Source organism: Rhabdobacter roseus (assembly GCF_014202275.1).
Classification (GTDB): Bacteria; Bacteroidota; Bacteroidia; order Cytophagales; family Spirosomataceae; genus Rhabdobacter; species Rhabdobacter roseus.
Window position 1 is genome coordinate 99,377 of record NZ_JACHGF010000013.1, and the last position, 21,113, is coordinate 120,489.

The 21,113-nt window shown below is 50.7% G+C and carries 21 protein-coding genes; 7 read left to right on the forward strand and 14 right to left on the reverse strand.

What is annotated here, in order from left to right:
- Positions 1–14 precede the first annotated feature (14 nt).
- From HNQ92_RS25495 to HNQ92_RS25550, 12 genes are all read right to left on the reverse strand, one after another.
- Positions 15–689, reverse strand: coding sequence for a hypothetical protein (locus HNQ92_RS25495; RefSeq protein ID WP_184178787.1), 675 nt, complete (start codon positions 687–689; stop codon positions 15–17).
- 1 nt (position 690) lies between these two features.
- Positions 691–1,905, reverse strand: a complete 1,215-nt coding sequence (locus HNQ92_RS25500) for a hypothetical protein (RefSeq protein ID WP_184178789.1) — start codon at positions 1,903–1,905, stop codon at positions 691–693.
- Positions 1,902–3,353: a conjugative transposon protein TraM gene (traM, locus tag HNQ92_RS25505; RefSeq protein ID WP_184178791.1), complete on the reverse strand. Its 1,452-nt coding sequence runs from the start codon at positions 3,351–3,353 to the stop codon at positions 1,902–1,904. The genes HNQ92_RS25500 and traM overlap by 4 nt, the downstream gene beginning before the upstream one ends.
- Complete coding sequence (locus HNQ92_RS25510) at positions 3,328–4,365, reverse strand: DUF4138 domain-containing protein (RefSeq protein WP_184178793.1); 1,038 nt, start codon at positions 4,363–4,365, stop codon at positions 3,328–3,330. The genes traM and HNQ92_RS25510 overlap by 26 nt, the downstream gene beginning before the upstream one ends.
- 13 nt (positions 4,366–4,378) lie before the next feature.
- Positions 4,379–5,017: a hypothetical protein gene (locus HNQ92_RS25515; protein WP_184178795.1), complete on the reverse strand. Its 639-nt coding sequence runs from the start codon at positions 5,015–5,017 to the stop codon at positions 4,379–4,381.
- 11 nt (positions 5,018–5,028) lie between these two features.
- Positions 5,029–6,120, reverse strand: coding sequence for a TraJ family protein (locus tag HNQ92_RS25520; protein WP_246440860.1), 1,092 nt, complete (start codon positions 6,118–6,120; stop codon positions 5,029–5,031).
- A gap of 12 nt (positions 6,121–6,132) precedes the next feature.
- Complete coding sequence (locus HNQ92_RS25525) at positions 6,133–8,574, reverse strand: TraG family conjugative transposon ATPase (protein WP_343063044.1); 2,442 nt, start codon at positions 8,572–8,574, stop codon at positions 6,133–6,135.
- Positions 8,525–8,863 (reverse strand): hypothetical protein, encoded by a 339-nt coding sequence (locus HNQ92_RS25530; RefSeq protein WP_184178797.1) that lies wholly within the window; start codon positions 8,861–8,863, stop codon positions 8,525–8,527. Before HNQ92_RS25530 ends, HNQ92_RS25525 begins: the two co-directional genes overlap by 50 nt.
- A gap of 2 nt (positions 8,864–8,865) precedes the next feature.
- Positions 8,866–9,195 carry a hypothetical protein gene (locus HNQ92_RS25535; RefSeq protein ID WP_184178799.1) on the reverse strand — a complete coding sequence of 110 codons (330 nt, stop codon included), beginning with the start codon at positions 9,193–9,195 and terminating at the stop codon, positions 8,866–8,868.
- Positions 9,196–9,473: 278 nt separating this feature from the next.
- Positions 9,474–9,893 carry a hypothetical protein gene (locus HNQ92_RS25540; RefSeq protein WP_184178801.1) on the reverse strand — a complete coding sequence of 140 codons (420 nt, stop codon included), beginning with the start codon at positions 9,891–9,893 and terminating at the stop codon, positions 9,474–9,476.
- A 49-nt stretch (positions 9,894–9,942) separates the two neighbouring features.
- A complete protein-coding gene (locus tag HNQ92_RS25545) occupies positions 9,943–10,248 on the reverse strand; it encodes a hypothetical protein (protein WP_184178810.1) in 306 nt (101 codons plus the stop codon).
- A gap of 2 nt (positions 10,249–10,250) precedes the next feature.
- The gene (locus tag HNQ92_RS25550) at positions 10,251–10,913 is read right to left on the reverse strand and encodes a ParA family protein (RefSeq protein WP_184178812.1); all 663 of its coding nucleotides are present in this window, start codon (positions 10,911–10,913) and stop codon (positions 10,251–10,253) included.
- Between the two features lie 280 nt (positions 10,914–11,193).
- On the opposite strand from HNQ92_RS25550, the gene HNQ92_RS25555 reads away from it, so the two are divergent.
- The 4 genes from HNQ92_RS25555 (at position 11,194) to HNQ92_RS25570 (ending at position 13,421) form a co-directional block, all read left to right on the forward strand.
- On the forward strand, positions 11,194–11,361 hold the full coding sequence (locus HNQ92_RS25555) for a hypothetical protein (RefSeq protein WP_184178814.1): 168 nt from the start codon (positions 11,194–11,196) through the stop codon (positions 11,359–11,361).
- 316 nt (positions 11,362–11,677) lie between these two features.
- Positions 11,678–12,283, forward strand: coding sequence for a hypothetical protein (locus HNQ92_RS25560; protein ID WP_184178816.1), 606 nt, complete (start codon positions 11,678–11,680; stop codon positions 12,281–12,283).
- A 60-nt stretch (positions 12,284–12,343) separates the two neighbouring features.
- Positions 12,344–12,709 carry a DUF3846 domain-containing protein gene (locus HNQ92_RS25565; protein ID WP_184178818.1) on the forward strand — a complete coding sequence of 122 codons (366 nt, stop codon included), beginning with the start codon at positions 12,344–12,346 and terminating at the stop codon, positions 12,707–12,709.
- A 61-nt stretch (positions 12,710–12,770) separates the two neighbouring features.
- Positions 12,771–13,421 carry a PD-(D/E)XK nuclease-like domain-containing protein gene (locus tag HNQ92_RS25570; RefSeq protein ID WP_184178820.1) on the forward strand — a complete coding sequence of 217 codons (651 nt, stop codon included), beginning with the start codon at positions 12,771–12,773 and terminating at the stop codon, positions 13,419–13,421.
- A 570-nt stretch (positions 13,422–13,991) separates the two neighbouring features.
- On the opposite strand, the gene HNQ92_RS25575 is transcribed toward HNQ92_RS25570, so the two are convergent.
- Entirely contained in the window at positions 13,992–14,561 is a 570-nt protein-coding gene (locus tag HNQ92_RS25575; RefSeq protein WP_184178822.1) for a GNAT family N-acetyltransferase, read from the reverse strand.
- A gap of 193 nt (positions 14,562–14,754) precedes the next feature.
- Between HNQ92_RS25575 and HNQ92_RS25580 the strand changes: the two genes are divergently transcribed.
- Positions 14,755–15,327 carry a recombinase family protein gene (locus tag HNQ92_RS25580; RefSeq protein WP_343063046.1) on the forward strand — a complete coding sequence of 191 codons (573 nt, stop codon included), beginning with the start codon at positions 14,755–14,757 and terminating at the stop codon, positions 15,325–15,327.
- A gap of 191 nt (positions 15,328–15,518) precedes the next feature.
- Here HNQ92_RS25580 and HNQ92_RS25585 read toward each other — a convergent pair whose 3' ends face one another.
- Positions 15,519–16,499, reverse strand: a complete 981-nt coding sequence (locus tag HNQ92_RS25585; protein WP_184178824.1) for an IS30 family transposase — start codon at positions 16,497–16,499, stop codon at positions 15,519–15,521.
- Between the two features lie 405 nt (positions 16,500–16,904).
- Between HNQ92_RS25585 and HNQ92_RS25590 the strand changes: the two genes are divergently transcribed.
- Together HNQ92_RS25590 and HNQ92_RS25595 are read left to right on the forward strand one after the other, a co-directional pair.
- Positions 16,905–17,120 (forward strand): hypothetical protein, encoded by a 216-nt coding sequence (locus HNQ92_RS25590; RefSeq protein WP_184178826.1) that lies wholly within the window; start codon positions 16,905–16,907, stop codon positions 17,118–17,120.
- Positions 17,121–17,203: 83 nt separating this feature from the next.
- A partial coding sequence (locus HNQ92_RS25595) for a CusA/CzcA family heavy metal efflux RND transporter (protein WP_184178828.1) occupies positions 17,204–21,113 on the forward strand: 3,910 nt, incomplete at its 3' end.

Consider the following 21,113-nt stretch of genomic DNA (forward strand, 5'->3'; position numbering starts at 1 on the left):
ACAACCATGGGTCTTCACCGACTGTAACTCAGCCCCAGCCGCCAATGCTCCTTCTCATACACCAAAGGCTGAAAGCATTTCTCTTCTAACCCAGACTTACCGCCCTCCCCGCTGAACACCAATTTTACCTCGATAACAACGGAATCAGGTGTGATCTCTCGTAAACCTACTGCTTCGGCGGCGGTGATAGTACCGCCCCGCGTGGCGGTCTGCATGGAAAGGGGAAGTAGCCCCGGTAGCTGGCGTACTTCGCGGCGGAAGGCGTTGGAGAGGTAGGGGTAAAGGTTCGTGCTGTTGTTCCGTGCGTACTCGTTAGCTACGTAAAAAGCCTCCTCAACCGTCCGCTTAGCCTGCCAATGCTTACCCTGATAGAATGTTTTGAAAAGGACAATTACCAGCAACAAGGCCAATAATCCACCGATGGCATGAAACGGGTACCTGGCCACCAATGTCGATATTTTGGCAGACAGTACCTGGCCGGGTTTCAACTCTTCTTCTTTATCCGGCTCATCCTGGGAATTGTATTGGCGCAGTTTTTCTAAAACCTGCCAGATCTTATTTTTCTCCGCAGCCTTTGATTGATTCCTTTCCAATGCTGTGTCGTTGACTGTGTGTGCTTCGGAGAATCCGTTAGGACCTGCACTGCCATTCAGATGGATGGAAGACTTCTTGCCTGAGCTATCTTTCATGTCATAAAGAGAGGTCAAGGTATCGGTATGATTCCTGCATATAGGTGCGGGCACGTTTCATTTCGAGTACTTGTTGGAGGGGCGTCTTTTCCAGCGCTTCCTCCATAAGCGTATCGCCTTTCCGGCGATATTCGACGGCTTGGGTGGACATGTCCATTGCCGATTTCTGTAAGGAGGCTCGTTCTCCGGTCGTCAGGCGCAACCCTTGTGGTGAACCCTGTTCGGAGAAGTAGCCCATATCCGGTGCCATCGGATCCATGATTTGCGGATTCTGGAAGGCCCCGTCCAGGCTCGAAAAAAAGCTCTGGGCATCGTTGTTTACCTGGTCAAGCATGGTCTGAAAAAGGCTACCTATCTCTTCTGAAAAACTGCCAAGGTCACCCAGCGACATGAGGTCCAAACCAGAGCCGATATTGGGCGGATCGCTAATTAATTGTTGAAGACTGGCCTGGGACATTCTTTGCATGATGGTTTGCCGGAGGCGACGGGTTATATCAAGAGCGGTTCCGTTTTGCTCATCATTCAAGGCATTGTTCAGTGTTACCGATTGCGCGTATAGTTCATCGGCTAACTTATAGTATAGCAAAGACTGCACGATCTTCTTTTTTTGGGCCGCGGTTTGGAATTGCAGCAGGTGCAAAGCTTCTTCACCACGGGCCGCGCCCAGGTCGGTTAGATTGGTCGGTTGCCGGGCGTCCAGGCCTGATTTTCCAAAGAACATGTCATAGATGTTATTGCCGCTGTTTTGGGCTAAGGCATGGTTCCGGGCACTACCATTGACAATTTGTTTTTCCAGTTGCTGCAAAAATGCCGCCGACACATAACCGCTGAGGTATTGGTTCACCTCTTGCTGAATTTGATTGAATACCACCAGGTCATTAAAGCGTATCTGACCGTCGCGTGAACGAATGGCTTTCAGTTCAGAAACCGAGCGCATCAGCTCTTCGACACTTCGGCTAATCTCCAATTGGGCTTGGGTGTATATTTCGGTACCTTGAGCACTTTCTTCTATTCGGGCCAGCTTGGCCAGTTCCTTTTTGTTTTTATCCAGAATCTTTTTCAATTCCAGGAGCCGCGCCTTGGCGTACTTGTCTTTTCCTCCGCCAATACCCAGTACCGAAAGCCCCATTTTTACAATAGCCTCTACCTGACTATTAGCGGGAACGGGTAGGATCAATAGCGACGCCAGAAAACAGAGAATGATTGACTTTTTCATTTTACGGGGACGAAAAATACTTTAAAACCATCTTGCAATTGCAGTTTTTGCCGCACCTCACGACGTCGGCCCGTTGTAGCAGCGGACGCCAGACCCGCGCCAAGCGAGGCCAGGGCATTGCCGGCACCCGGAATCTGGGTTGCACGATTGACCGAATGGCCTGCCGACCAGGCAGCCTGTCCGGCCGCTTGACTCAAAGCACTGTTGGCGGCTTGATCAACCTGTTGGCGGGAAGGTTTTTCGGATTGTACGGCCAGTCCTTCGTTCATGTCGAGGTCAAGGGCCCGCATCCGGACTGGAACCGCCTCCCCGGTAGCCAGAAGCCGAAGCGTGGTGATGTTGAACAAAGCCCGCGTAGCGTTTACCTGAGCGAATCCAACCAAAATTGACCCCTTCGGAGCAAAACGACCACGGATCATGGCATCGGCCAGCGTTCGGAACATTACACGTGATCCATTGGAAACCGTCTGATTGCCACTTACCACGCCAGGAATTGGATCGTCGGTTTCAACTTGACTACGTCCGGAGGTAGGTATATCAGTTGCCTCGTAGTGATTTCCAGCTACGGTACTGCTATTCCCGCCCTCCGCCTTGACGGTATTGAAGCCCGCGCGCATGAGGTATTCATCCCGTACCTTATTGCGAAAAGGATCTTCGGTCGTTGGGTATTCCTCTTTCGAACGAAGAGGGGGTGGTGTTTTCCCTGTCGAGTTGTTTCGGCTTCGTGGTTGTCTTGCCAATTGCTGGGAGCGACTCAATTCTTGCTGAACGGAGGCATCCTGGTGAATTGAATCAGCATCCCTAGACTTTTTGCGATTTTCTTCCTGCTGTTTGAGTGCTAGCCCGTAGATGCTGTTTACGTCGTCGTAGTTCATGGTTCGCATTTGCTCCTCATCAGCATAGTCGGTTGGCTGAGTAATTTGGTTTCGCTCACGTTCGGCCACATCGATCGGTTCTGCTGGAACCGGTGCCATCTGTGCAGCCCGGAATCCGTTGGAGGAAACCGTCATTTTCCAAAGCATGACCACGATGGCAACAACGGCAATTGACCCAATCCCCACTGCCAGAATAGCCCTTCTTCGTTTCGTTGTTTTCGCTTTGCTTGGGGCATTAGGACGGACATCGGGGACATTTTCTTCCGGATCTTCCTCATCCAGATATTCATCCTCCTCCGCGGGCAAAAATTCCTTCTCTATTATTTCCTCATTGACAATCTCCTCATCAATCACTCCTTCTTCGTGCCATTGATGGTCTGAGGGGAGTTGTTCCTCATTCTCATCAGAGAAGATCTTTTCGTCAAATTGTTCTTCAAACCCGTCGGAATTCAACGAATGCACCTCATCATCGAATATTGGGGCGGGGATTTCTACTTCTTCCCGTTTAGTTGCAGTATCCTCAATTGCGTCGTCCTGCAACTGAGCTTTACGCTTTTTTCTTTTTCCAGTCATTCCAAATCCAGGTTGAGTTTGAAAAACGTTCTTTGTTGGTTTCCTTTTTAAACTTGTCGTGGCGTATGCCGGGCTGGGTTGGCCGGGCGTACAATACGGTTTTCATCGGCAGGCTCAGTGTAACATTACGCGTACCACTCTTCTCGCGTATGTTTACGACAAACTCACTTCGATTTTGTGGCGCGAACTGTGGTAAAGCAAACCGCAACTGTATCTTTTGATCCGCCTCAACCCGGTCAGGGACCGTTTCAACGATCGGCTCCATGGGGTAGGTCTCCCCGTCCAGATATATTCCCTTCCGTTTCCTGGCCTGGTTCTGATACCAGAAACTAACCTGATCAAGGAGGTAGGGCATAGCAGTTTGGTTCTGAATGGTAAGCTGGACATAGGTATTTGTAGAATCGTGCAGTAGATGAGTGAGCTTGACCACAATGCCACTGTTTCGCTCCTGATCAAAATTCTGGGGTGATCCGCTTAGAAGGGAATCCATCCTTATTTTCAGAGACCTTTCGGCGGTAAGTATTGATTCTTCTTCATAAATCGGTTGTTTCTCGATTAGAGTACCCTCTGCCGTAGGATTGAGTGAAGCAAGCAATTGATCACCATTAGGTACGCTGGCGGGAATGGTAGCCTGACCAGTTGAAGATACTATTGGTAGTTCAGGCGTGTAAACCTCAGTTTGAACGGGCCGCTGCAATTTGCTTATATCCACAAAGGCCGGTGGCGTACCGTCCGATACTTTCAAATATCCCAGAAAAGTTTCGTCGGAAGTCCTGACAAGCAGAGGCGTAAGCCGAGCCGAGGTCGTACGGGGCCTGACAAAAACAATGTTTCCCGATTCTATTTTTATCAGGTACTCCGGGCTAATATCCACCAGGGCCACCTTGGAGGGGAAAATCAAATAGGTGGTGGAGGTGCGGTTGACCTTAACTGTATCGGGCAGGTAGGTTTGCGCCGGACATCCTTGGTATAATCCCATGGCCAGCGTTAAAAAAAGGATTTTCTTGTTCATTAAAATGTTTCGATTATTGGTTTGCGGCTACTGCCCGCCCTTCATCTGATTGGATAGGACGCGGGTAGTCGATAAATGTGAAGGTGTCGATCAGAAGACCGTAAGGATTGATATCCGAGCGAAGTTGGCGTGAGAGCGTGAAACGTGCAGCCACGGGCTGTACCGCAATCTGATTGTCATAGACCACCTGTTGCGCTCCCCAGACAAACCCTTGATAAGGTTCCACGCTCATATCTACCTTGACCGAGTCGCAGGTCCAGTTGGTATGCGAGTTGTAGCGATGGTAGTTTTCGAGTACCCGACCCCGTTTGAAGGTTTCGTATATCGCCCGCCCGTCGTTATGGTCCACTAGCTTCATACCATGGTTCACCCGTTCTCGGAAAGTGTTGGCGTCATGTTGGAACATCAGATCCATGAAGGATCGAACCAGATTTCGCGCTTCGTACTGTGTAGGCTGAACTTGCCCGGCTGAAATCGCCGCATTGGTTCCGTTATCAGCGACCATATAGACTCGCTCAGCATTTTGGCTGCTTTCCCGTACATAGGCGTACAACCAGGCGACATTGCTCACCGCCAAAGCAACTATCAGGCCCAGGCAAATGATTTTCAGGGTTTTGATTAAGGTCGTTACGTTATTCGCTTGCTGCATCATAGGTATTCTTTTTATGATTCACGGTCGTTTTTGCGCTTGGGGCTGTCATTATATTCAGCCATGGCGTTGCCTCGCTCTGTGTTATGGTTTTTTGTCTTTTCAGTTGAATTGCCTGATGTGCTTCGTCTAGTGGAGGAACTACCCGAACGGGAACCTGAACTACGACCCGCCCCCGCTCCCATTCGAATCGCGGTTTGAGCGGTACGAGCGGCGGCACCGGGCAGGTTGGCCCCTTTGCTGGCAGCCCAACTTCCCAGTCCTCCGGCAGAAGTCATACCGCCAATGAAAGCGTTCGTCAAAAAGGGCGTGGCCAGGTAGGCTCCAATTACGCAGTAGTGGACAACCACCAGATTGAATACCGCTCCGAATCGCTCTTCCAGCGTGGCGTTGTTCATCATGTTATCGATGTGCGTATCCACGAGATTATCCACGTAGAAATTGACGATGCCGTCAAGGACACCAATGGTCATTGCCCAAAACTTGGCGTGAAGCAAGTTCCGGAACCAATAACCCATGGCTCCCTGCAGGCCTGGAATCATGGAAATCAGAATGGCTATCGGTCCCGTAATCATGAGAAAAACAGTGACCAGCACCTGCATCTTAGCTACGAAGGCCCGGATCAGCAGCGTCAAACCCTCTGCCACCAGGCGAACCAATTTCAGAATGACCATTTCCATAGAATTGCTCATCACACCAAGTACGATGTCGATATCCTTCTTCATCTGATCCGAGTCCCAGGACAGATCAAAATCTTTCCAGAGGTTATCGTTGGCGGTAGAGAAAGCCCCATCCACCTTGGCGGTCATGGCTTTCAGCGATGCCAGCACCTCTTGCGGGTCTTTGGGCGAAAAAAGCCCGGCGACAAAGTCAATCATGCCCGTGACAATATTCAGTAAATCTCCGTACAGTGTCAGTACGATCGTCAGGATAATGGCCCTGACTAAGGGCGTGTAGTCGGTGGTCAGGTCAGAAGACATGAGAAATGTACGGCCCAGCGCCCAAAGAAAATTAACCATCATGAGCAACGCTGCCAAGCCCAACACCTTCGTACGGATAAGGTCGCCGTTGCTAGCCATCAGAAAGCCAAAGGATTCTTCTTTCATGCAATAATTAGTTTAGATTATCCCTTCGGCTTTATCTTCGTTGTACTGGCGCACAGCGTACACGATATTCCCCTGGTAGGTCTTGGTCAAGTCACGCAGATGCTCCCGCTCGGCGGGCTTCGAAGTGAGCAACGGGTAGATACTTGGGGCGGCCTCCAAACGGTACACCTTTCCATGTTCCCCCTGCCGTATGAAGATTTCCCGCCAGGTTTTTGTTACCCTAATGGAGCGCATCTTCTCCACTTCGTGTCGGGTAAAGCCCAACACCGCCGAGACCCGATCAAGCTGCTTCGCATCTTGGTGGTTGAGGATAATTTTAGTATCAGCGTTGGCCACGATCACCGGGCCAACCGTTGAATCCTCGATTTCCTTCACCCCTTGTGTGATGATGCACATCGAACCGTTGTTCTTACGAATGGTACGGTACATCATTTCTACAAAGTCTCCCATACCTTCTGATAGCATGGACCAGGCTTCATCCATATAGAGGTACTTCACATCTTTCGGAAAGCGGCGGATCACGTCCAGTGAAAGCTCCGTGATCAGCATGGTAACTACCGATTTGAGCAACTCATTGTCTTTAATCCGGGCCATGTCGAAGCATACCAATGGGTAAGCGCTGATGTCCTCGTTTTCACTTGCGTCCAGCACATCTCGGTAATGGCCCACCACAAAGGGTTCCAGACAGGTGAAGAATTCAGCAAAATCGAACGCTTTGTTCCAGCGGATCAATTCTTCGCTGTTTCCATTGTCCTTCAAGTATTGATACAGGAAATCATAAAATCCGATCAGGCTGGGGACTGTCGTTGGCGGCTCGGGCTGAGCGTTGTACCATTCATAGTAGATCGGAATAAGCCGTACTAGCACCGAGCGTTCGGCCTGCCTTACTGGCCGCTTGTATCCCTTCCAAATAATGGCAAGCAGGGTAGAAAGGAAATTAATTTTGTCCCCATCCGGAATGTAGTTCCCATCCGCGTCCAACTGAATCCCAAAAGGATTGAACTTTATAGGCTTTTGCGGATCGTATTGGTAATAGCGCCCGCCCAGAGCGGTCATTAATGACAGATAGGTACCACCGACGTCGATGATGATCTGCCTGTGCCCGGCCTCATAACGCTGCAGCATAAAATACCCCATCGTAAAGGATTTACCCGACCCAGTTGGGCCTACTACCACGCTATTCTGGTTATTCAGGTCGGTATTGAATAGATTGACCAAAACCGGATTGCCGTAGCGGTCAGCGAGTAATTCCCCTTGATTGGCCGTTCGGTAGTTTGTCGCGCAATTAAGATAGCAGGCAGCATTGTCTCCGGACATGAGTAGCCATCGGTAATTCTGGTATCCATTGCCAGGAGCCAGGGCAAAGAAAAGATTGGTTGTGTCCATCGTTTCGACAAAGACGTCGGCTCCTCCCATCGCCCTGAATGCCGCAATACCCTGCTGCACCATTCTCTCCCGTTGCTTGTTATCCGTACTCCAAACCACCAGCGACAGATTAAGACTCATCAAGCTCTTGTTGTCCGTGCGGAGCCCGTCGATGTAATCCTCGAGTTCCAGCATTTTGATCTTGTTCTCATGGGTCATTAAGAAATCGAGATTGCGGTTGATCTTCTGCTCGAATTCCAGGGAGCTGATCATTTTTTCGGTATCCTCGATCAGGAAGCTCGTCACCAGTAAGTGCGGAATTTGCAAGTCAAGCGCCAATGTCGATATGAAGGGAGCCTCCACGCCAGTCCGGCCGGGCTGGGTGTTGTGAATTATGGAAGGTTGACCAATCATTGTCAGCACATTGACCTTCTTTTCGCCCACCCCAACGAAGGTAGCATCAGGTTGAATCGACCGATTGAGTATCGTAGGTTGACGGTCAAAATCCAAGTTAAAATATTGGAGAAAAAGGTTTTCAAATTCTTCTTCATTCAACCTCGTCAACCGTATCTGTCCGAGTGAAATACTTTGGGCAAATTCTTCTGCTGCTCGTTCTGCTCGTTCGGCCAGCGCGTCTATACCATCAAAAGGATTTCTGAGCATTGATAATCCTAAACGCGCCCAAGTCGTATTGGCAGCATTCGTACGGGGTTGTCGTTCGTTTCCAAAAGAGAGGCACAGGTAGGCAGTGTGGTGCAATACTGGCTTATCCTGCATGTGAACATGCTGTTGCTGGGTAAACGGTACGTTTGTTTTATCTCCTTGAACTTTGGGAATCCGGTGCCGTTTGGTATGGTAAGCGTCCAGTCTCTGTATGACTGTCCCGACAGGTAATGTTCGGGAGGCGCGATAAAAAGCGGAGCTTAATGCGTCGTACTCACCATCGGTGATGCTTTCCGTTTCCACACCTTCAAATCGGTAACAAATAGCAACTCGTCCGTCTTTTAGTACGGCTATTGCTCCGCCGTCGCCACTATTTTCAATACTGAACACGGGAAACACCGCGTCGTAATTGACTGTTTTTGCCACGAAGTTTGATGATTACGTGATTAACTTTTTTGGGTTGAAACCAAACCCAGGAAATCATTGATATCAGGAATGAGGGATGTTTGTGGCGCTCGCCCCACCGCAGCACAAGCCACGACAGCACCAGCAATACCAGAATAACACCATATACAGCGCGGGGAACAGGAATAATGGTTCGGGCTAAGGAGGCCAAAGTAATAAGGCCGACCAGTAAGCAGACATACAAACCCAGTTCCTGCATCCGCATCCCGAGAATCCGGGTTGGTTTCTCCAAAGACTTTTGAACTTTCATACTTACCTGGTCAGTGTATATCCACCCGTCGAGCCTCCAGATGTAGTCTGAACATCGGTAACGATCAGGTTGAAGCCAAACCAGATGACAGCCCCAACCACCAAGTAAAGTAGATTCCGCACCGAATTAGGAGAATTACTGATGAAGGATGACACAACCTTCACAACGCCCACAACCATCAGGATGCCGAAAATCACGTTTCCGATGGTAACAATCGTCTGGTAATAGCCCATTAAGGCTTGTGATACTGATCCGGCAGCCCCTTGAGCGAAAATGTTGAATGAGAGGCACGATAAAACTAGAATGGCGAAACAGAGTACTGTCTTTTTCATTTTAAACAGAATTATTGATTGATTTGTAACTAATTGGAAATGTTATTTTTAGCCTTCCAAAGGCATATATATTCAAAAATTTGGCACAACCGTTGTGAAACGCCCCGGTGCAAAAACGAGGTTTAGGCGGTGTTTAACAGGAGACAATGCTTCGCCGGAAGCACAAAAAGTGCCAAGGGGTTTGAAGCATTCACTACTGTGAAAACTATCAGGATGTATATGGAATTTGTATTAATGCGCCCGGCAGAAAGCATCGGGCGAAAACGAAGATTATCTTTTCATTCTATTTTGCTGTTACGATTGTAAATTTCTTTCAACTCCTCAGCCGCACTTTTCATGTCGGCAAATCTCGACCTCCGCTTTACAAGCGTACTGGCACTTTTTTCCTGGGACTCCGCAATCGCTAATCCCAAATCTTCCCCAAAACCCGAATCCATAGGATCAGGCTCGGGATTTCCCTTTTCCTCTGGTACCGCCTGACTTGGCTTCTCAGCGGTAGATCCTCCCCTTATTTCATTCCGCCGCTCGTTGACTACTTTTCTCTGTTTTGCCAATAAAGCAGAACGATTCGGCTGTAACGGAACGGTTACTAACTTAGGCGTGACACTATAAAATTTATTGTATATCCGATAAATTAGATAGACAAATAAACTGAAAGAAAATGTGCCCAAGAATATGACTATAATTCGAGTCGTCATCTTGGGCGCAAATTTAAAATACAGAAAAATAAAGATGCAAATGCTGGATTTATTTTTTTTCTGTCAAGGCTATAATTTCTTGAATTCTTGGGTCATTGGCGATAGCTTCGGAAGCCAATTCTCTGATTTCCAACTCATAATGGGTGGCGGCCATCTTCAGTAAACGGTGTACCGATTTACGAATGGTGATGTTTTGATAGGTTTCTGGTTTAGCTTTCTCCTTGGTTGAAGCAGAGGCCGTTTCTGTCTTTACGTCCTTTGGTAATTGCGCAGGAGCCTGTAAGGCATCCTGAATACTTTTCTTGGCTTCGGGGTCGTCCAGTAGCGAAGAAAACGGTTTCTTATTTTTAGCCATAGTTACGAAATTTGGTAGCGTTTCTTGAATTCCTGATAAAATGCGCCGTAGGATTCGGCAATGCTAGTATAGTCTAGTGGGCAGTCCATGGTACCCACACGCATGAAATCGGCTCGGTTCGGCAGTGCGTTGTCAAAAATGGTAATATCAAGCATATCGGCATAGCGGTCGATGTCACTGTTTTCCCGAAGGTTGTGCTGCCGGAAATTCTGGACACCGAAAATATTGAAATCATAACCGCGTTCTTTGCGAATGTTCCCCATTTTTTTGGCTGCTTTGATGAACTCGAAAGCCGACAATACATCGGAATCTCCCAGCCGGATAGGGACTAGGAGGCTATCACAAAATGTTAATGCCATTACCGCCTCATCGGGCCCAGTCATACGAGGTAGATCCAGGAAGATGACGTCGTAGTCCTCATAGTGTTCATCCAATACCGAAGCTACGTCGTCCGTGGCCAATACTTCACAAGCGTTTTCCGACAGACCGATTCTTTCTATCTCCCTAGCCCGCAGCTTGGCAATGGTTCGCTGACCATCGGCGTCCAATACAAGCACCCGTTTATTTTCCCGGCTCAGGCAATTCGCCAGCCATACGGTGATGGCTGATTTTCCACTGCCCCCCTTCTGAGAGCAAACTGAAATAATTCTTGTTTCTTCTTTCATTTATTTAGAGGTGATTTCAAGCAAAATACATCAATATTTTGATATTATGGAAGTGTGTTATTCTAATATTTTAAAACATTATCAGAATTGCTGTATATAGCATCACGTAATACGCGCAAATGACAATAGTTAATATACTGAATAGAAGGGAAATAAAAGTACAACGTCGCTAAAAAGAAGATGATTTTGTTATCATAATATTTTAATATTTTGATATAATGATTTATCTTTATATAGTGAAACAGCGGTAAGAACAAGACAAAAACGAACACTTACTCTAATGCAAAGCAACTTGAAACAAAGTACTCGGAAAGAAGAACGGCAGACAAAAGACAACTTCCAAATAATTGTATCTGTGTCAGAGGAAACCAGCCCAACAGAAGACGAAGAGTTTGCCGCCCAGATTCAATCCTACGAAGCGTGGCAAGCCGCAATTTGGCTGGACTGAAAAGTAGCCTTCGATTTTCAACCCAACACTTTTACACTTATTTGGGATGAACCTTACAAACTTAACCCAAAGCCGCTCTCGCAGGATTGGTTATTAAGCGCGGCCTGATTGGCGGACTAAATGCACTAAATTTTTTTCTTCCCTTCTATTAGCGGGTAACTGGTTTGCCGAAGTCGGAATCAACGTAGACCAATCGGTCACGGTTGAAGTACAAGGCGGAATGATCGCCATCAGGCCAGCGACAAGCTGAATGAATGCCCGAATGCCGGGAAAGTAGTTATTCCCGGCTACTTTTTCAATCTAAACAATAACTCAAATGTCAAAAATGCACAACAACCCAGAAACAGAAGTGCTGTCGAAAACAATCAAATATATGCCCGGCAGTCCACGACAGTACAGGTTTAATGCCCAAACTGGGCGTTTCAATATCAACGGTATCCAGGACGTGGGGGACCGCTTTTCTTTTCAACCCATTGCCTGGCGAATATTTGAGGATGACCTCTTTGCCCGTGGACGAATAGAGGCGTGGGCAGAGCTATTTTTTGTGGATAGGCAGGGTGCCATGTCTTCTTTAATGTTCAATAACAGTAGCGTATACGAACTACGTAGATTAATGGAAAGACTTTTCTATGACGACCTGAAACTTTCTGACGTAGTTCTGAAAGTTACCAGCGAGAAGAAGGTTAATGAGAAAGTCACGCCCAAAGGAACGTGGTACCTAGCTGTTTTTGAATATGAAGCCGCTGACCCCGCGCAAGTGGTTGAACTGACCGCATTTGCCCAATCACACCCAATTTATCGGGCTGAAACCCTTACAAGAGCAGCGGAACACAGCTTGATCTCAGAATCGTATGCTTATGGTTTGACCTTACCGGGTTTGCCTGTGGCCCCGCTCTCCATCACACCTAAACTGGTTGCCTGAACAATCGTCCAAACCCGGCTCTCGCTATCCCAGCGGGAGCCATTTCAAAACTTTACTGATATGTTTATCTCAGCCATTAAAATCGACGTGGTTAAAAAGGAAGTTTACCAAATTCAAATTGAAGACACCTTAGAGGCTATGTATGAAGCCATTGACTGCCAGATAGTAGAACGTGTGGTCATTAATCGAAACAACGACCTTTGGCTCGACGAGGAAGGACTTTTGCATCATCCCCAGCCACCAAAATTTTGGTTCAAAGGAGCAAATACTCCTATTACTGGAAACGGCCTTATTTGTGGGTTTAACGGGGAAGGTCAGATGATAAGCACCACGTTGTCCGTTGAGGAAATTGAGTCTCAAATTTTGTTCTTAGGTAATTCGCACTTGGAACCAAGGTGTGGGTTTATCCCGTGGGACGAATTGTAAAAGTAATTTTATCAACCCGGCCCGATGCCCGGTGCATCGGGCCATTATACCAAATACGTATATGGAGTATCGTTCAATTCCCCGTATCAGTAACAGCGACCTCACGGAATTCAGAAACTTCCTGTTTGGCCGCCCTGAAAGAAAACCAGTCAAGGCTTTTGCTTTCGGTACTGCCTTACACGAAATGATTTTAGAACCGGGCAAAAGCGGAACAAACCCTCAAAAGGTGGATTTGGAATTGGTCAATAAACTGGCCACAGTTGCCCGTGAGGACAAATTTCTCGAATGGATTCTCCAATATTCCTCAAAGGAGGAGGTGCGTCTTTGGCAAGACTTAGAAACTGGATTGGCCTTAAAATCGCGGTTGGATATCGTATACAAAAACCGTTTGGTTGTCGATATTAAATCCACCTCATGCCGCACCCGAGAAGACTTTGTAGCCAGCTGCTTAAAATACGATTACGACCGACAGGCGGCCTTCTATCTAGATTCACTTGGGGCTGAGGAAATAGTAAAGCGTCGGTTTATGTTCGTTGCTATTCAAAAAGTTAAACCGTTTAATATCTGGAAGGTCGAATACCCAGGGAATAGCGATTTTATCAACTTCGGGCGGAGGAAATACCAATCTTTGCTTAGCGAGTGGAAACAAAGGGAGGCGCGAGGGCTGTGTTTTGTGCCTTCGACTTGGGGTACAGAACTATTTCTGGAATAAGGAAGACGATGGTTTACAGCGTGGCAGAATTTGGATTAAGGTAATCCATACGCAGGTAGAGATGATCTAATACTGAAAGTGCTATAAGTCTGATGGATCAATAAAGGGCACTAATACAATTGGTTGCGGTGTTAATCTGCTCCAATAAGCCATACCTTTCTGAAACCCGCCTGACCTGTGGGGTTCTCTTTTCAGGATAGCGAAAAATGAGGTCCAGGAAGTAGGTCCAGGTTAAAAAAAGGGAGTGTCTTTATGGACCTAACTTTTTGATCATATACAATATCAAGATATGAATTAGACTTTCGTTTACGCCGGCAACATGGACTAATAGTATATTTTAATTTTCACAATCAGGAAAGTAGCATTTGTCCTTGGTGCTCCTAGCAAATAGTATGAAACGATATGGGAAAGGGAGGGAGAAGGTCTGTATACACCACCCACTTACTACTTCCCGGCAAACCGATGCGGATGTTGATAATTTCAGGCATTTCACATATACAGGTATCTTAGAATCCTGTTCCAAAGATAGGATATTAGATTACCACCATTTTTAGATTTATGCACAGGTGTTCAGGCAATGTCAAGAGTGTAAAGCCAATATTTCTTTCCGTTTCTTGGCTCAATCTCTCTCAGTACCGTAAATCCCAAACTCTCATAGATGTGCCGGGCTTGGTGCATTATCTCAGAAGTATGAAGGGCGATGGTTTGCTCCCTGGTTTCTTTCGCTAACTCAATACATTTTTCTACTAACCGTCTCCCTATGCCTCTGCCAGCAAACTCAGGGGCAACGGACACATACCTTATGTAACACCACTCAGACAGGAAAATATCTGTGGGGTTGCCGCTGGAAACGAGGAAGGCCATGCCAATTAGTTCCTTGTCAGTGTTTTCGCATACGAAAGAGCACGATTTCTCCAGAAGCTCTACGTATGTTTCTCTATTGCTGAGGCTTTTGAATAGCCTTTGCCAATTCTCAGGCGATAAATCATTTTGAAGTTGGCTCCATGAGCTCAAAGCCAGAATCTGTATTTGCTCTAAATCATAACTCACCCCTTTTCTATATACCATATGAAGAACACCATTATGAGGAAACTGTAAATTTGGCACATTTCCTTCACATGTACTCCACAGGCTAATCATAAATAACAATTTATAGGACGACACAGGACTCTGGGTAGTCAAATCAAATGTGGATTTAAATGTACACATCTCCAACAGGGCCGGTTAACATAAAAAGGAGCAATAAACAGCCCTTTTTGTATATAAAACTTGTATAGAAATCAAAGTTTAATTTTATATTCCTAATAATTGAAAGGAACTATTCAAGATACTGATCGGCTACGCAAGGGGATCAATTAGGGACCAGAACCTGGAACTACAGATGGACGCCCTAGCTAAGGCCGGGTGCAACATCATTTTTCAGGAAAAGGCCTCCGGTGTCAAGACGTATCGCCCGGATCTGGAAAAAATGCTTTCTCAGCTCTGGAAGGGGGATATGTTGTGCATCTACAAGCTCGACGGTTCCGGCCGAACGGCGACAAGGCAGGCTCTGAAAAACCTGCTTGAACTGGTGGCCGGTTTTGAAAGCAGGGGCGTGGGGTTGAAAAGCCTGACGGACTCCATTGACACCACCACGCCCCAGGGCCGGCTGGTGCTGAATATCTTCGGGTCTCCTGCGAGTTCTATCGCACAGCAGCGTGACCTGATTCGGGAGAGAATCAAGGCTGGTCTGGAAGTGGTCCGGGGCAGGAAGGACGGCAGGAAGCGTGGACTATCGTCCGAAGCCCAGAAAAAGGCCATGCTGGCCGAAGTCTATTATAAGGATGGTAAACTGGGAGTGGATAAGATCGTTAAATCGGTTGGGGTTTCTAAAATGACATTCGACAAGCACCTCCATCTGCGTTAAGTAAGAATAGAAAAGACGATGGGCAATTGATTGTGAATTAATTCAGGATAATATTAGTTCACTGGGAAAATTATACTATTGAGTAATTAACCCTCAACTAAAAATTTTTATACAAATGTTTTTCATCTCTAGGGTAATTGAATGAAAGTGATAGTCAGTTTTCGGTTCGGTATTCTTTTTACATGGCGGATTCAAGTTATAAACGCAACACCCTCGTTATTTAGGGTAGCATTTTGAAAAACTTCTTGGGGTGATCTGAACCCGAATCTTTTTCTGGGCCTTTGGTTTAACATGTCAACTACTTCGTTAACTCTCTGCTCTGTGATTCGGCCGAAATTCATTCCTTTCGGGAAATACTGCCTGACCAGTCCATTCAAATTTTCATTAGCGCCGCGCTCCCAACTGTGGTAGGGCTTGGCAAAATAACAGTCCACCCCGAGTTCTTCGGAGATCTTGTTATGATAGGCAAACTCCTTTCCATTGTCTGTGGTGACCGTGTGCAGCAGTGCTTTCCAGTCCGAGAGCAACTCCACCGCCTTGGCCTGCACGACGGCGGCCTCCTTACTCTGAACATAGCCCATTTTCAGCATCCCCGTAGCCCGGTCGTTGATCGTCAGCAGGGCTCCCTTATGGTATTTGCCGACCACCAGGTCCATCTCAACGTCACCTATCCGCTGCTTTTGCTCGACAATCTCAGGACGCTGGTCAATATCGACACGACCCGGGATCTGACCCCGTTTCCCCCTCAAACTGCCCCGTTTGGCGTATTTCTTGCCCTTGGTACGCAAATGGCGGTAGAGCCTCCCACCTCGTTTTTTGTCCGTCCACACGTACTGGTAGATGCGCTCGGCACAGACGCAATCCACACCTTTCCGCCTTGCTTCTCCGGCGATCTGCTCAGGGCTCAGATCCTCTTTGAGCTTTCTCACCACGTACTGTTGCATGGGAGCCGTGAAGCGCTTTTTCCTGGGTTTAGCCCTTTGCCGCTCTTCACTCTTACGCTGAGCCAGTTCAGGCCGATAGGCCCCGTTGCGCCCGTCACTGTTGCGCCGCAATTCGCGGCTGATGGTCGATTTGTGGACGCCTACCTGCTGAGCGATCTGGCCCCGTGAGTGACCTGCATGGTGCAAGTCGGAAATTTGGTACCTTTGTTCCAGCGCTAGATGATTCATACTTGTTTTGAGTTTGGCGACCCAAAAGTATGAAGTTTTCTGATGCCGCCCGGCTGCCCAGATTTGGGCCATGGCCCAAATCTGGGCAGCCGGGCTTTTTTTATCCAACGTTGCGTTTATTACTTGAATCTAAGCATTGAAGGCTTGTTATAGATGAAATTTAACCAGTTTCGGGATTTTAAAAAATAACCTGAAAAATAAAATTACAACACTTTCTTAGAAAAATCTTTCATGCAATTGCCCTATTTCATCTCTAATGCCTCCCTGTTGCACGTTTTTTTATCCTATCTTTGCGGCTCTATGAAGGTTGCACTCTATATATTGGCCGTCTACACTATACTCCTGTCCTGCATTCCTTGCCAGGACAAAGAAGTTGTGAGCTTGGGTATCCCACCTGTAATCTCAATGAGTGCAACAGTTAACCAGCCTCCCCATGATTTGCCGGACCTCTGCTCCCCCTTCTGCATTTGCACCTGCTGCGCGGGCATGGACATCCCCGTGTTGAAAACTTACCTACCCGAAAAGCCTGCCGCTGATTTCGCCAGGCCTTCGGCATCCCCCTACACCTCCGCCATTCCTTCCGGCGGGGCTTCTTCCGTCTGGCAGCCGCCCAGAGCTTAGTGTGACATCCTTCCCGTCAGTTTCCCACGCCCCGACCGCCCGGTCTTGGCCGGAAAATCCTGTTACACTAAATCCAAATTTTCATGCTGGACAAAATCATCCATTTCTCCATTCATAACAAGCTGGTGATCGGACTCTTCACGCTGGCGCTGATCGCCGTGGGGATTTACTCGCTGACCCGACTTCCCATCGACGCCGTCCCCGACATCACTAATAACCAGGTCCAAGTCATTACCACCAGCCCCTCGCTGGCCGCCCAGGAAGTCGAGCGGCTGGTCACCTTCCCGGTGGAAACCGAAATGGCCACCATCCCCGACATCACGGAGATTCGCTCCATCTCGCGCTTCGGCCTGTCGGTAATCACCATCGTTTTCAAGGAAAGCACCGACATCTACTGGGCGCGGCAGCAGGTCGTAGAGCGGCTCGGTAACGCGGCGGACAAGATTCCGCCCGGTGCCGGGACCCCCGGACTGGCTCCGGTCACCACGGGCCTGGGCGAAATCTACCAGTACCTGCTGAAGGCCAAACCGGGCTATGAGGATAAATTCACGGCCATGGAGCTGCGCAGCGTTCAGGACTGGATCGTCCGGCGGCAGTTGCTGGGTACGCCCGGCGTGGCCGACGTGAGCAGCTTCGGAGGCTACCTCAAGCAGTACGAAATCGCCATCGACCCCGATAAGCTGCGGGCCATGGACCTGTCGATGGACGAGTTGTTCACGGCCCTCGAACAGAACAACCAGAATACGGGCGGGGCCTACATCGACAAGCAGCCCAACGCCTACTTCATCCGCAGCGAGGGGCTGATCGGCAGCCTGGACGACATCCGCAACATTAGGGTGCGGGAAACCGCCCAGGGCCTACCCGTCCTGGTGCGGGACATCGCCACGGTGCGATTCGGCCACGCCGTGCGCTATGGGGCCATGACCCTCAACGACGAGGGCGAGGTCGTGGGCGGGCTGGTGCTGATGCTGAAGGGAGCCAACTCTTCGGCGGTCATCGACGACGTCAAGGCGCGCGTCGAGCAGATCCGCAAGAGCCTGCCCGAGGGGGTGGCCATCGACCCCTTCCTCGACCGCACCAAGCTGGTCGACCGCGCCATCGGAACCGTGTCGAAGAACCTGGTCGAGGGAGCGCTGATCGTCATCTTCGTGCTGGTACTGCTGCTGGGCAACCTGCGGGCGGGACTGGTGGTGGCCTCGGTCATCCCGCTGGCCATGCTCTTCGCGGTGTCCATGATGAAGCTCTTCGGGGTGTCGGGCAACCTGATGAGCCTGGGGGCCATCGACTTCGGGCTGATCGTGGACGGGGCGGTCATCATCGTGGAGGCAACCCTGCACCACATCGGTGCCAAGAAATACGACCACCGACTCAGCCAGGCCGAAATGGACCGGGAGGTGTACGAGTCGGCCTCGAAGATCCGCAACTCGGCGGCTTTCGGAGAAATCATCATCCTGATCGTGTACCTGCCCATCCTGGCGCTGGTGGGCATCGAGGGAAAGATGTTCCGGCCCATGGCCCAAACGGTCAGCTTCGCCATCCTGGGGGCGTTCATCCTGTCGCTGACCTACGTGCCGATGGTCTCAGCCCTGTTTCTGAGCAAGAAACCCAACCACAAGCCCAACTTCTCGGACCGCTTCATCGCCGGAGCCTACCGTCTCTACGCGCCCGTTCTGGGCTTCGCCCTGCGGCGGCAGGTGGTGGTCATCGTCACGGCGCTGGTGCTTTTCGCCCTCAGTTTGGTCATGTTCCTGAATATGGGCGGTGAGTTCATCCCGCAGCTCGACGAGGGTGATTTCGCCATCGAGACCCGCGTGCTGACCGGCAGTTCATTGTCGGAAACGGCGGACGCCGTGCAGCAGGCCGCCGGGCTGCTGTTGAAAGAGTTTCCCGACGAGGTGGTCGAGGTGGTGGGCAAGATCGGTTCCTCCGAAATCCCCACTGACCCCATGCCCGTGGAGGCGGCGGACGTGATGGTGGTTTTGAAGGAGAAGTCGGAATGGACGGCGGCCTCGGGGCGGGAAGAGCTGGCCGACAAGATGCAGGAGTACCTGACGGAGACCATTCCGGGCGTCACCTTCGGATTTCAGCAGCCCATCCAGATGCGCTTCAACGAGCTGATGACGGGTGTGAAGCAGGACGTGGCGGTCAAGATCTACGGGGAGAACCTCGAAGTGCTGGCCGAGCAGGCCAAAAAGGTGGGCCGGGTGGCCAACCAGATCGAGGGCGTGCAGGACCTGTACGTGGAGGTCGTCAGCGGCCTGCCGCAGATCGTCGTGGAGTTTGACCGCCCCAAGCTGGCCAGGTACGGCATCAGTATCGAGCAGGCCAACCGCACGCTGAGCACCGCGTTCGCGGGCAGCGCGGCGGGGGTCGTGTACGAAGGGGAGCGGCGCTACGACCTGGTGGTGCGCCTCGACCGGGCCAGCCGCCGCACCATCGATGACGTGCGGGAGCTGTTCATCACTACCGCCGACGGGCAGCAGGTTCCCCTGGAGCAAGTGGCCCGGGTGGAAATGAAGCCCGGTGCCAACCAGATCCAGCGCGAGAACGCCCAGCGGCGCATCACGGTGGCCTTCAACGTGCGGGGCCGCGACGTAGAGAGCATCGTGGAGGAAATGCAGGCCAAAATGGACCGCGACGTGAAGCTGCCCGCCGGCTACTACGCCACCTACGGCGGCCAGTTCCAGAACTTGCGGGAGGCGAGCGCCCGGCTGAGCGTGGCGGTTCCGGTCGCCCTGCTGCTGATCTTCGTGCTGCTGTACTTCACGTTCCAGTCCCTGCGCCAGAGCATCCTGATCCTGAGTGCCATCCCGCTGTCGGCCATCGGCGGCGTGCTGGCGCTGTGGCTGCGCGGCATGCCCTTCAGCATCTCGGCGGGCATCGGCTTCATCGCCCTGTTCGGCGTGGCGGTGCTGAACGGCATCGTGCTGATCGGCGAGTTCAACCACCTGCGGCGCGAGGGGATGACCGACTTGCGAGAGGTCATTTTCCGGGGTTCCGAAACCCGTCTGCGGCCCGTCCTGATGACGGCCCTGGTGGCGTCGCTGGGCTTTCTGCCGATGGCCCTTTCCCACGGGGCCGGGGCCGAGGTGCAGCGGCCCCTGGCCACGGTGGTGATCGGCGGGCTGGTGACGGCCACGCTGCTCACGCTGCTGGTGCTGCCCGCGCTCTACCTGATGGTCGAGAAGCGCTTTGCCAAAAAGATCAACGGGAAGGCGTTGATCGTGTTCCTCGTGGCCACGATCGGCATTCCCTGGGCCGCTTCGGCGCAGGAGCCGACGACCCGCCGCGTCACGCTGGACGAAGCGATGAGCACCGGAATGACCAACAACCTGGAAGTCAAATCGGGGGTGTTCCGGGTGGACTACCGGCAGGCCCTGCTGGGCACCGGAACCGAGATTCCCAAAACCGACCTGACCTGGACGGGCGGGCAGTACAACAGCTACCGCTTCGACAACAGCTTCAACCTCACCCAGACGCTGCCCCACCCGCGTGTCGGTAAAACCCGCCGCCGGCTCCTGGACGAGGAAGTGAACGGGGCCCGGCTCTCGGTCGAGGTGACCCGCGCCGCCCTGACCCGCGACATCAGGAACGCCTACTACGGCCTGCGGCTGCTCGACCGCCGGGAGGAATTGCTGCGGCTGGAACTGGAGCGGGCCGAACGCTTCGTGCGGGCCGCCGACCTGCGCTACCGCACGGGGGAGGGCAACCAGTTGGAGTACTCCGTGGCCCAGAGCACCCTGGCCGACGTGCAGGCGCTGCTGATCCGCAACCGGGCCGAGACGGCGTCCTTGCGGGAGCAGCTCCGCGCCATCACCAACAGCCCCGTGCTTCTCTTGCCGGACAGCAGCGGCGCGCTGCGGCGCGACCTTGCGGCGGCCCTGGCGGACACGGCGGGAATTTCGTCCAACCCCTACCTGCGGCTCGCCCGGCAGGAGCTCCTCATCGCGAGCCGGTCCACGGACCTGGAAAAAACGACCCTGCTTCCCCAGT